The following is a 12,079-nucleotide window of genomic DNA, read 5'->3' on the forward strand; positions in this document are numbered from 1 at the left end:
TCGGTCAAAAATACAGTGAATTGCTCCAACGAACTTATAGAAAGTTCCTATGGGCGAGGTGCTGACGGCGGAAGAAATCGGCGATGTCTGGTACTATGGCTCTCAGGACGGCAATCCGGCGCCGAGTTTCATGAACGGAGGCGGTCTGCCGGTGCTGTCAGACTCTGCCAAAACGGTTTTGGAACAGTTCGATCTGGGTGACACCTATTTCCACTCGATCAGATTGCAGACCCCGGCTGGCCATGCGAGCACGGACGAGCCCTATTACATCCTGAATGTATGCAACAAACGGTCTATTGGGAATTATGAAGCCTTGGGACCCGAGGGCGATTTTGCAGCTCCATTGAACAATCTTGCCGGCAAGATTTTCAGTCCAAGGTCGGGGTGGGAGCATAAATTGGTCGTTGTCCCCGAAGCACTAGACGGCCCTGACCTCTGGATTGATCAAAAGACACCCCGAATTCTTTTCCTCTCCGAACGTCTCGTCTCAGCCATGAAAGCCGCCGGACTCGATGACGGTTGGGGTTTAGTCCGCTGCCCTGTTGGGATTCTTTGATCCACAGATGCACCTTACCCTACCGCTGATGAAAACCTGTCTGCAAAGACAAGGTGCGCTCGCAACACAGCAGCAAACAACCGCGAAATCCGGCGTTCCGAGCTATTCTAATGATGTCGGGGATATGGTGCCCAGGAGAGGACTCGAACCTCCACGTCCATACGGACACTAGCACCTGAAGCTAGCGCGTCTACCAATTCCGCCACCTGGGCAGGTGTCGTGGAGGGGCGTTTAAGCCCACTGGAGAGGAGGGTCAACCGGATTCGGGAAGTTTTTTGAAAGTTTTTTGACCCCATCCAAAACGCACCCGAAAAAGGCAGGGTTTTTCACCTGCGCGCGGCGTTATTGCGCCTTGTTCCGCGCCTCTTTGAGCGGTAGATCGGATCAGGAGCCAAAAGCAGGAGCCCTTCTATGTCAAAACTGGTCACGATTTATGGCGGATCCGGATTTGTCGGCAGGTACGTCGCAAGGCGTATGGCGAACGAAGGGTGGCGTGTTCGGGTCGCTGTCAGGCGCCCGAATGAAGCGATGTTCGTCAAACCTTACGGCGTGGTTGGACAGGTTGAACCCATCCTGTGCAACATTCGCGACGATGCGTCGGTTGCGGCGGCGATGCAGGGCGCGGATGCGGTGGTGAACTGCGTGGGTGTGCTGAACGAGCTGGGCAAGAACGCGTTTGACGCCGTACAGGCCGACGGGGCCGAGCGGATCGCACGGATCGCAGCCGAACAAGGGATCACTACGATGGTTCATGTGTCGGCAATCGGTGCAGACGCGGATTCGGACAGTGAGTATTCGCAAACCAAGGCGCAGGGTGAGGCCGGAGTGCTTGCTCATATGCCCAACGCCGTGATCCTGCGCCCCTCGGTTATTTTCGGGACCGAGGATCAATTCTTCAACCGCTTTGCCGGGATGACCCGGATGGGGCCGTTCCTGCCGCTGGTCGGGGCCGAAACGAAGTTTCAGCCGGTCTATGTCGATGATGTGGCTAAAGCTGCTGTTCAGGGCGTTCTGGGGCAAGCTGCGGCCGGCACGTATGAACTGGGCGGTCCCGAGGTAAAGACATTCCGCGCGCTCATGCAGCAGATGCTTGACGTGATCCACCGACGCCGCGTGATTGTCGGGATGCCGTTTTTTGCCGCGCGGATCATGGCCGGGGTTCTGGACATCGTTAAATACGTCAGTTTCCAACTGTTCCCGAATAGCATTCTGACGCGGGATCAGCTGAAAAACCTGCGCCGCGACAACGTCGTGTCGGATGGGGCGAAAAGCTTCGCCGATCTTGGGATCGAGCCGGCCACGCTGGAGTCGGTTCTGCCGGACTATCTTTGGAAGTTCCGCCCCTCGGGCCAGTATGACGAGATTCAAAGATCCGCTGACAACCTGCGGACCTGATCAACTGTAGGCAATGGCCAGCAGAACTATGCCAAGAACAACGCGATAAATTACGTATGGCGTAAAGCTGACGCTGCGCAGCAAGCGCATCATGAAGGACAGCGCCAGAAGGGCCGCAGCAAAGGCAAAAAGCGCGGCGATTGCTCCGTCAATAGCCAGTTGAGCGTCGGCTTCTTTGATCACATCGACTGAAAGCAATATGCCCGACGCCAAGATAGTCGGGATCGACATCAACATTGCGATCCGCGCGCCGTCTTCTCTGGTGTACCCCAAGTGCCGGGCGCCTGTAATCGTGATGCCGGACCGGGATGTGCCGGGGATCAGCGCCAGCATTTGCCACAAACCCATAATGGCCGCATCTTTCAGACCCCAGTCATTTGCCTTTTTTCTTTGCTGTCCTTTCTGGTCCATCCAATAGAGCAGAAGACCAAATCCCAACATGGTCCATCCAATCACCGCCATCGATCGCAAAGACTGGCTGAGCCCGGTTTGATAAAGAATGGCCCCAACGATAACCGTTGGAATCGTCGCAATGATCAGACCAAGCGCAAGCCGCGCCTGTGGCGTGTCTGTTTGACCTCGCAGCGCGTCTGGCAAACCTGCTGCGGCTGATTTGACGTCAGACCAAAAATAAAGAACCACCGCGCCTAGGGTGCCCACATGAACCGCCACATCAATGGCAAGGCCTTGATCCGCCAGACCAGTTAAGTTGGGCAGCAGAATCAGGTGCCCGGATGACGAAATCGGCAGAAATTCGGTGATACCCTGAATGATCGCCGCAAGAATCAGTTGAAATAGACTCATTAACCTGCCCGTGCCATCGTCACGTGTTCTTTGCGATTCATGGGTATAAGCGTGATGAAGAAAAGGAAAGAACGCATATAGGTCCGATTCGGATCTAAATTTTTGCTTTTTTCATGTGACCCTAGGATTTTTGATCGCAAATTCACCAATTAGGTCAGCATAATTGACTTTTCATCCGATCTTGCATCACTTAAAGAAGCTCGACCAAGCCAATTCATGGAGTCTGACCCGTGGCCAAGCAACCGATGCTGAAATTTGTGCAAGTCGATCGCGCCATGCCTGAAAAGCGTGCCGCTGACACGCGCAAGGAAGACTTTGACGAGATCTATGCCGAATACGCCTCGGCCAAAGCAGAAGAGCAAGCCAGCCGCTGCAGCCAATGTGGTGTGCCCTATTGTCAGTCACATTGCCCGTTGCACAACAATATCCCCGACTGGTTGCACCTGACCGCCACTGGCCGTCTGGAAGAGGCCTATCAGACCAGCCAGGCGACCAATACATTCCCCGAAATCTGTGGCCGCATCTGCCCGCAAGATCGCCTGTGCGAAGGTAATTGCGTGATTGAACAGTCCGGTCACGGGACAGTAACCATCGGCACGATCGAGAAATACATTACCGATACCGCGTGGGACAAAGGCTGGGTCAAACCCACCGTCCCCACAGCCGAGCGCAGCGAAAGCGTTGGTATCATCGGTGCGGGCCCTGGTGGGCTGGCGGCGGCGGACATGTTGCGCCGCGCGGGTATTCAGGTCACGGTCTATGACCGCTATGATCGCGCGGGTGGCCTGTTGATGTACGGTATTCCGGGCTTTAAACTGGAAAAGGACATCGTGCAGCGCCGCAACGACCTGCTGGCCGATGGCGGCGTGACATTCGAGTTGAATTGCGATGTCGACGCCACGAAATTCGAAGACATTCGTGGCAAGCATGACGCGGTAATCATTGCCACTGGCGTATACAAATCGCGTGACCTGTCCATGCCGGGCAGTGGTCTGGCCGGGATCGAGAAGGCGATTGACTTCCTGACCGCCTCGAACCGCAAAAGCTTTGGCGATGCGGTCGAAGACTTTGACAATGGTCGCCTGAACGCGGCTGGCAAAAAGGTTGTCGTGATCGGCGGTGGGGATACCGCGATGGACTGCGTGCGGACCTCGATCCGTCAGGGCGCGACTTCGGTCAAATGCCTGTATCGCCGCGACCGTGCGAATATGCCCGGCTCGCAGCGCGAGACTCAGAACGCCGAAGAAGAAGGCGTGGTATTTGAATGGCTCAGCGCCCCCAAGGGCTTTACCGGCGACGACAAAGTGCAGGGCGTCATGGTGCAGAAAATGCGCCTGGGTCAGCCCGATGCCACTGGCCGTCAGGCCCCCGAGGTGATCGAAGGCGCGGATTATGTCGAAGACGCCGATCTGGTGATCAAGGCGCTGGGGTTTGAGCCCGAAGACCTGCCCACCCTGTTCGGCCAGCCCGACCTTCCCGTAACCCGCTGGGGCACCGTCAAGGCCGCCTTCCAGACCGGCGAGACCGAGATGGACGGTGTTTACGCCATCGGTGATATCGTTCGCGGGGCCTCTCTGGTCGTGTGGGCGATCCGCGACGGGCGCGACTGTGCCGATGCGATCATCGACCGTTTAAACGCCAAGGCGGCGGTTGCAGCCGAATAACCCAGCAATCAGGAGCGCCGGAATGCCCGAGTTGCAAGGCCAATGCATGTGTGGCGCGGTCACCGTGACCGCCACCCCGGCGCAAAATGCGCTGGGCGCGTGTCATTGCGACCAGTGCCGCCGCTGGACCAGCTCGATGCTTGTGACGTTTGAGGCAGAAGAGGGCTATGCCGCGTTAGGCCCTGTGAAAACCTTCACCTCGTCCGATTGGGCCGAGCGCGCCTTCTGCGCCGAATGTGGCTCGGTGCTATGGTACCGGATCACCACAGAAGGTGAGATGCATGGCCAGACGCTTATGGCCGCAGGGTTGTTCCCGGATACCGGGCACGGCCTGACACATGAACTTTTTATCGACAAAAAACCCCAGGGTTATGCGTTCGCAGGTGAGCGCCAGCAAATGACCAAAGCCGAGGTTGAGGCCATGTTCGCCCCCTCGGAAGAAGGAGACAGCCAATGACCAAATATGATGCCGATTGGGTGCGCGCCGAAGAAGCCAAACGTCAATGGATGGCAGAAAACAGTCTCTATTCCGAGGAGGAAGAGCATTCTTCCTGTGGTGTGGGCCTTGTTGTGTCTGTTGACGGCAAGCCGTCGCGCAAGGTGGTAGATGCCGGGATTGATGCGCTCAAGGCGATCTGGCACCGCGGCGCTGTGGATGCCGACGGCAAGACCGGCGACGGCGCAGGCATCCATGTGCAGATTCCGGTCCCCTTCTTCTATGATCAGATCCGCCGCACCGGTCACGAGCCCAATCTGGACGAGCTGATCGCCGTTGGTCAGGTCTTCCTGCCCCGGACCGATTTCGGTGCGCAAGAAAGCTGCCGGACAATTGTTGAAACCGAAGTTCTGCGCATGGGTTACTACATCTATGGCTGGCGCCACGTGCCGGTCGATGTGACCTGTCTGGGTGAAAAGGCCAACGCGACCCGTCCCGAGATTGAGCAGATCCTGATCTCGAACTCCAAAGGCGTGGACGAAGAAACCTTTGAGCGTGAGCTGTATGTGATCCGTCGCCGGATCGAAAAAGCGGCGGCCGCCGCAGGGATTTCGGGGATGTATCTGGCGTCGCTATCGTGCCGCTCGATCATCTACAAGGGCATGATGCTGGCCGAACAGGTCGCTGTCTTCTACCCCGACCTGATGGATGAGCGGTTCGAGTCGGCCTTTGCGATCTATCACCAGCGCTATTCGACCAATACCTTCCCGCAATGGTGGCTGGCGCAGCCCTTCCGCATGTTGGCCCATAACGGCGAGATCAACACGCTGAAAGGCAACGTCAACTGGATGAAAAGCCATGAGATCCGCATGGCATCCTCGACCTTTGGGGACTACGCCGAGGACATCAAACCGATCATCGCGGGCGGATCGTCGGATTCCGCCGCATTAGACTCGGTTTTCGAGGTTCTGGTGCGTGCAGGCCGGTCTGCCCCGATGGCGAAAACCATGCTGGTGCCGGAAAGCTGGTCCAAGCAGGCCGTGGAACTGCCGCAGGCGTGGCGCGACATGTATTCCTACTGCAACTCGGTGATGGAGCCATGGGACGGCCCCGCCGCCTTGGCCATGACCGATGGTCGCTGGGTTTGCGCCGGGCTCGACCGGAATGGCCTGCGTCCGATGCGCTATGTGGTGACGGGTGATGGTCTGGTCATCGCGGGCTCTGAGGCGGGGATGGTTCCGATTGATGAGGCATCGGTGACGGAAAAAGGCGCGCTGGGTCCGGGGCAGATGCTGGCCGTGGATATGAAGCGCGGCAAGCTGTACCGCGACAAGCAGATCAAGGACAAGCTGGCCCGCGCCCTGCCGTTTGGTGAGTGGGTCGGTAAGATCAACGACTTGAATGAAAGCCTGTCAGGCGTAGCCGAGACCGCAAAGTTCAGCGGCGAAGAACTGCGCAAGCGCCAGATCGCAGCCGGTTATTCTGTTGAAGAGCTTGAGCAAATCCTTGCCCCCATGGCCGAAGATGGCAAGGAATCACTCGCCTCGATGGGCGATGACACCCCGTCGGCGGTTCTGTCCAAGCAATACCGCCCTCTCAGCCATTTCTTCCGTCAGAACTTTAGCCAGGTGACCAACCCCCCGATCGACAGCCTGCGCGAATACCGCGTCATGTCGCTGAAAACCCGGTTCGGGAACCTGAAAAACGTGCTGGACGAAGACAGCAGCCAGACCGAGATCATCACGCTGGACAGCCCCTTTGTCGGCAACGCCCAGTGGGACAAGTTGGTTGAAAATCTCGGTTCTCCGTTGGCGGAAATTGATTGTAGCTTTGAACCCGGACGGGGCGCGCTGAGCGCCGCTTTGGCTCGTGTTAGAGCCGAAGCAGAAGAGGCCGTGCGCTCGGGCGCGGGGCATCTGGTACTGTCCGATATGAACTCGGGCGAGGGCCGTGTGGCGATGCCGATGATCCTGGCGACCAGCGCTGTGCATTCGCATCTGACGCGGCAAGGGCTTCGGACCTTCTGCTCTCTGAACGTGCGGTCCGCCGAATGTGTCGATCCGCATTACTTTGCGGTTCTGATCGGCTGCGGTGCCACCGTGGTGAACGCCTATCTGGCCGAGGATTCGCTGGCCGATCGGATTGACCGTGGTCTGTTGGAAGGCACGCTGACCGAGAACGTCGCACGCTATCGCGAGGCCATCGATCAGGGTCTGCTGAAGATCATGGCCAAGATGGGGATTTCAGTGATTTCCTCATACCGCGGTGGTCTGAACTTCGAGGCTGTTGGCCTCAGCCGCGCCATGGTTGCCGAATACTTCCCCGGGATGACCAGCCGGATTTCCGGTATCGGCGTCACCGGTATTCAGGCCAAGGCCGAAGAAATCCACGCCAAAGGCTGGGACAGCGGTCTGGACGTGTTGCCCATCGGTGGTTTCTACAAATCGCGCAAATCGGGTGAGACCCACGCGTGGGAAGCGACCTCGATGCATATGATGCAGATGGCTTGCAATCGCGCATCCTATGAGCTGTGGAAGCAATATTCGGCCAAGATGCAGTCGAATCCGCCGATTCACCTGCGCGATCTGATGGACTTCAAACCGTTGGGTAAACCGGTGCCGATTGAAGAGGTGGAATCCATCACCTCGATCCGCAAACGGTTCGTGACGCCGGGCATGTCGCTAGGCGCTCTGTCGCCCGAGGCGCATAAGACGCTGAACGTGGCGATGAACCGGATTGGTGCAAAGTCCGACTCGGGTGAAGGCGGCGAAGATCCGGCGCATTTCGTGCCCGAGCCGAATGGCGACAACCCTTCGGCCAAGATCAAACAGGTGGCTTCGGGCCGGTTTGGCGTGACTGCCGAGTACTTGAACCAGTGCGAAGAGCTTGAGATCAAGGTCGCCCAAGGTGCGAAACCCGGTGAGGGTGGCCAGCTGCCGGGCATGAAAGTGACCGACCTGATCGCGCGCCTGCGGCATTCGACCAAGGGTGTGACGCTGATCTCGCCGCCGCCGCATCACGATATCTACTCGATCGAGGATCTGGCGCAGCTGATCTATGATCTGAAGCAGATCAACCCGCGCTGTAAAGTGACGGTTAAGCTGGTTGCATCCTCGGGCGTGGGCACGATTGCAGCCGGTGTGGCCAAGGCGAAAGCGGATATTATCCTTATTTCGGGTCACAATGGCGGTACCGGCGCGTCTCCCGCGACGTCGATCAAATACGCCGGTCTGCCGTGGGAGATGGGCCTGACCGAGGCGCATCAGGTTCTGGCGATGAACAACCTGCGGGATCGTGTGACCTTGCGCACCGATGGCGGGCTGCGCACCGGGCGCGACATCGTCATGGCTGCAATGATGGGAGCCGAGGAATACGGCATCGGTACCGCTGCCCTGATCGCGATGGGCTGTATCATGGTACGTCAGTGTCAGTCGAACACCTGCCCGGTCGGCGTCTGTACGCAGGACGAATCCCTGCGCGCCAAATTCACCGGCAATGCGGATAAGGTCGTCAATCTGATCACCTTCTATGCGCAGGAAGTGCGCGAGCTGCTGGCCAGCCTTGGTGCGCGTTCGATTGATGAGATCATCGGCCGGGCCGATCTGCTGGCGCAGGTCAGCCGGGGTTCGGCCCATCTGGACGATCTGGACCTGAACCCGCTGCTGATCACCGTCGATGGCGCACATGACATCGTCTATAACCGCGACAAGGACCGCAACGCGGTGCCCGATACGCTGGACGCCGAGATCGTGCGCGATGCGGCGCGGTTCCTGAAGGACGGCGAGAAGATGCAGCTGTCCTACGCGATCCAGAACACGCACCGGACCGTGGGCACCCGCGTCTCCAGCCATATTGTGCAGAATTTCGGTATGCGGAACACGTTCCAGGACGACCATCTGCATGTGAAACTGCAGGGCTCGGCCGGTCAGTCGCTGGGGGCGTTTGCGGCTCCGGGTCTGAAGCTAGAAGTGTCTGGCGACGCCAATGACTATGTCGGCAAAGGCCTGTCGGGCGGCATGATCGTCGTGCGCCCGCCGCAGGTCAGCCCGCTGAAGGCAGACGACAACACGATTATCGGCAATACCGTTCTGTACGGGGCTACCGATGGACACCTGTTTGCGGCTGGTCGCGCCGGTGAGCGGTTCGCGGTTCGGAACTCGGGTGCCAAAGTGGTGATCGAGGGCTGCGGCTCGAACGGGTGCGAATACATGACCGGCGGTGTCGCGGTGATTCTGGGCGACATTGGTGCCAACTTTGGCGCGGGCATGACCGGCGGCATGGCGTACCTGTACGATCCGGAAGGCAAGGCGCAGGCGCTGATGAACATGGAAACACTGGTGACCTGCCCGGTGACGGTGGATCACTGGATGGATCAGATGAAAACGCTGATTGAACGCCATGCTTTGGAAACCAACAGTCGCAAAGCTGCAGATATCCTGCAGCATTGGGATGTGGAAAAGGCAAACTTCCTTCAGGTCTGCCCAAAGGAGATGCTGAACAAGCTCAGCCATCCTCTGACAAACGAAGTTGAAGCTGTTCCTGCGGAGTAAGACCCCGTCTGATCGTTAATCGAGAAACCCGCGTGTCTCCTGAAACACGCGGGTTTTTCTATTTTTTGGCATTTTTGACGGTTTTCTTGCGTTTTTAATCGTTTCACGCCTAGCTAACGAAAACGTTATCTCGGCGCTCTGGTCGCCAGCCCATTTAACGCGTCGCAGGGAGCAGGCATATGCCAACAACCTACACGGATCAGTTTTTTGTCATCGACCCGGCCAATCCCGGAGCGAACGGTACGACACCTGGCTCGACCCTGACGGTTCAGAAATTCGACATCGTCGACCAGAACGACAACGGCCTGATCAACCGGCTGAACAACGACTCGGTCGACGGATCAGACATTACGGCGTCCTATTTCAATGACATGGTGACCATTGAATTGGATGACGGCACTCAGATCACCTACACGGGTGTGACCTTCTATCTTGCCGATGGGCGCGAGGTGTTCACACCCACCGACGGACAAGTTTTGGAAAGCGGGACGTTCGTCAGCTCATCTGTGACTGATTTCAGCGACACCGGAGGTTCATTTGGTTCGGTCGATATCGGAGCCGGCGATCTGGGCCCACCGTGTTTCACGCCCGGCACAATGATCGAGACGGCATCCGGCCCTCGCCGGGTCGAGGACTTGCGTCCGGGTGATCTGGTTCTGACCTCTGACAACGGGGCACAGCCTTTGCTTTGGGTCGGCAGAACAACGGTGAAAGCCCAGGGGAAACTTGCCCCGGTACGCTTTGAAGCCGGTGTTTTGGGGACGAACAAACCGCTGATCGTCTCTCCGCAACACCGTATTCTGATCGAGGACTGGCGCGCGCCCTATCTATTTGGGCATTCCGAAGTTCTGATTGCGGCGCATTGTCTTGTGAACGGCAAAACGGTCACGCGCGTCGAAGGGGGCGAGGTCGAATATCTGCATCTGCTGTTTACACGACATGAAATCGTGACGGCAAATGGCGCAAAAAGCGAAAGTTTTTATCCGGGTCATGCCGTATCAATGGCCGACAGCCAAACGCAGGCCGAGATTTTGACCTTGTTTCCCGAGCTTGGTCGCGAGAACCCTGTTTTGCCGGATACCGCCCGTCCGGTAGTACGCCCGCGCGAAGCCCGCGTAATTGCGATTTAACCCGTTCCATACCCGTCTTCGGCGTCGTATAGCAACAGCATGGCAAAAAAAGCAGCGCGCAAATCGAGCAGCAAGAAACGCAAGGCCGCTAAAAGAAAAACACCGATTATTCCGAGAATCCGCCGCTGGGTAGGGCGTGGGTTTTTGGTGGTGATCGCATGTGTTGTTGGGCTGGTGGTTTTGTATTCGGTGGTGAATCCGCCGGTGACCCACACGATCTGGTCCGAGTGGCGGCGCCTAGGCAAAGTCGAACGGGATTGGGTTCCGATAGAACAGATTTCTCCGGTCATGGCGCGCTCGGCTGTGGCGGCGGAAGACGCCAATTTCTGTCTGCACTGGGGCTTTGATGTCGAAGCCATTCGCGATGCACTTGAGGACGGTGGGTCAAGGGGTGCGTCAACGATTACACAGCAGGTGGTGAAGAATGTGTTCCTGTGGCAAGGACGCAGCTGGGTACGCAAAGCGCTTGAAACCTCGATCACTCCGGTTGTTGAAATCTTCTGGAGCAAACAACGTATCCTTGAGGTGTATCTGAACGTGGCCGAGACCGGGAATGGCGTTTTTGGAGTCGAAGCAGCGGCTCAGCGTAACTTCAATGTACCCGCCTCCAAGCTGTCGCCGGTTCAGGCCGCGCGGATCGCTGCGATCCTGCCCTCCCCCCGAAACAGATCAGTCACTGATCCATCAGTGCGCACACGTAGGCGGGCGGCCTCGATCCTGGATGGGGCGGCCACCATCCGCGCAGATGGTCGCGCAGATTGTTTCGAGGATTGAAATACTAACCCTCTCGGCGCTAAAGCTGGATTGTATTCACTGGTTCGATTGGAAGCTCATGGCGCGTCTGTTTCACGTTCCCCTGTCCCCGTATTGCCGCAAGGTCCGTCTTTCGCTAGCGGAAAAGAAGATCGAAGTTGAGCTGGTCGAAGAGAAGTATTGGGAGCAAGATCCGGATTTCCTGCGTCGCAATCCGGCGGGTAAAGTTCCCGTTCTGCGGTTGGACGGTCAGGTGATGGCGGAAAGCGCAGCGATTTGTGAATACATTGAGGAAACGCGCCCCGAGCCATCTTTGATGCCGAAAACCCCCGAAGCTCGGTATGAGGTGCGGCGTTTGGTGGGTTGGTTCGACGACAAGTTTCATCACGAGGTGACATCGAAACTGTTGTATGAGCGGGTCAACAAGAAGATGACCGGTCAGGGATACCCGGACAGCAAGAACGTGAAAGAGGGTGCCAAGGCCATTAAATATCATCTGGATTATATGGCATGGTTGCTGGATCACCGGCGTTGGTTGGCTGGCGATCAGATGACGCTGGCGGATTTCGCGGCGGCTTCGCATTTGTCGGCGTTGGACTATATCTCGGATGTGGATTGGAACCGGTCGGCGGCGGTGAAGGATTGGTATGCCAAGATCAAGTCCCGGCCTGCGTTCCGGTCGATACTGGCGGATCAGGTGCCGGGGTTCCGGCCTCCGCCGCATTACGCCGATCTGGATTTCTGATAGGGTGGCATGGGGGCCGTCTGCCCCCCATCGCGCCGGGGCGCGA

The 12,079-nt window shown here is 57.8% G+C and carries 10 protein-coding genes and 1 tRNA gene; 8 read left to right on the forward strand and 3 right to left on the reverse strand.

From position 1 onward, the window contains the following. Window positions 1-49: 49 nt before the first annotated feature. Entirely contained in the window at window positions 50-556 is a 507-nt protein-coding gene (locus J7380_RS12105) for a DUF1629 domain-containing protein (RefSeq protein WP_209196052.1), read from the forward strand. Between the two features lie 125 nt (window positions 557-681). On the opposite strand, the gene J7380_RS12110 is transcribed toward J7380_RS12105, so the two are convergent. Next, window positions 682-768 (reverse strand) — tRNA-Leu (locus tag J7380_RS12110). Window positions 769-967: 199 nt separating this feature from the next. Here J7380_RS12110 and J7380_RS12115 point away from each other — a divergent pair. Further along, window positions 968-1,951: a complex I NDUFA9 subunit family protein gene (locus tag J7380_RS12115; RefSeq protein ID WP_209196053.1), complete on the forward strand. Its 984-nt coding sequence runs from the start codon at window positions 968-970 to the stop codon at window positions 1,949-1,951. Here J7380_RS12115 and J7380_RS12120 read toward each other — a convergent pair whose 3' ends face one another. After that, window positions 1,952-2,755: an undecaprenyl-diphosphate phosphatase gene (locus J7380_RS12120; RefSeq protein ID WP_209196054.1), complete on the reverse strand. Its 804-nt coding sequence runs from the start codon at window positions 2,753-2,755 to the stop codon at window positions 1,952-1,954. Between the two features lie 230 nt (window positions 2,756-2,985). On the opposite strand from J7380_RS12120, the gene J7380_RS12125 reads away from it, so the two are divergent. The 4 genes from J7380_RS12125 to J7380_RS12140 all read left to right on the forward strand — a co-directional run bounded on the left by J7380_RS12125 (window position 2,986) and on the right by J7380_RS12140 (window position 10,535). Continuing rightward, window positions 2,986-4,419: an NAD(P)-dependent oxidoreductase gene (locus tag J7380_RS12125; protein ID WP_209196055.1), complete on the forward strand. Its 1,434-nt coding sequence runs from the start codon at window positions 2,986-2,988 to the stop codon at window positions 4,417-4,419. Window positions 4,420-4,441: 22 nt separating this feature from the next. Beyond that, window positions 4,442-4,876: a GFA family protein gene (locus J7380_RS12130; RefSeq protein ID WP_209196056.1), complete on the forward strand. Its 435-nt coding sequence runs from the start codon at window positions 4,442-4,444 to the stop codon at window positions 4,874-4,876. After that, the gene (gene gltB / locus J7380_RS12135; protein ID WP_209196057.1) at window positions 4,873-9,405 is read left to right on the forward strand and encodes a glutamate synthase large subunit; all 4,533 of its coding nucleotides are present in this window, start codon (window positions 4,873-4,875) and stop codon (window positions 9,403-9,405) included. The genes J7380_RS12130 and gltB overlap by 4 nt, the downstream gene beginning before the upstream one ends. Before the next feature lie 179 nt (window positions 9,406-9,584). After that, window positions 9,585-10,535 (forward strand): Hint domain-containing protein, encoded by a 951-nt coding sequence (locus J7380_RS12140; RefSeq protein ID WP_209196058.1) that lies wholly within the window; start codon window positions 9,585-9,587, stop codon window positions 10,533-10,535. On the opposite strand, the gene J7380_RS20590 is transcribed toward J7380_RS12140, so the two are convergent. Next, complete coding sequence (locus J7380_RS20590; RefSeq protein WP_331252861.1) at window positions 10,532-10,750, reverse strand: hypothetical protein; 219 nt, start codon at window positions 10,748-10,750, stop codon at window positions 10,532-10,534. The genes J7380_RS12140 and J7380_RS20590 overlap by 4 nt on opposite strands. Between J7380_RS20590 and mtgA the strand changes: the two genes are divergently transcribed. Next, window positions 10,686-11,309: a monofunctional biosynthetic peptidoglycan transglycosylase gene (mtgA, locus tag J7380_RS12145; protein WP_348539098.1), complete on the forward strand. Its 624-nt coding sequence runs from the start codon at window positions 10,686-10,688 to the stop codon at window positions 11,307-11,309. The genes J7380_RS20590 and mtgA overlap by 65 nt on opposite strands. Before the next feature lie 58 nt (window positions 11,310-11,367). Continuing rightward, window positions 11,368-12,033: a glutathione S-transferase family protein gene (locus tag J7380_RS12150; protein ID WP_209196060.1), complete on the forward strand. Its 666-nt coding sequence runs from the start codon at window positions 11,368-11,370 to the stop codon at window positions 12,031-12,033. Window positions 12,034-12,079: the final 46 nt, after the last annotated feature.

It is taken from the genome of Ruegeria sp. R8_1 (genome assembly GCF_017743815.1).
Classification (GTDB): Bacteria; Pseudomonadota; Alphaproteobacteria; order Rhodobacterales; family Rhodobacteraceae; genus Ruegeria; species Ruegeria lacuscaerulensis_A.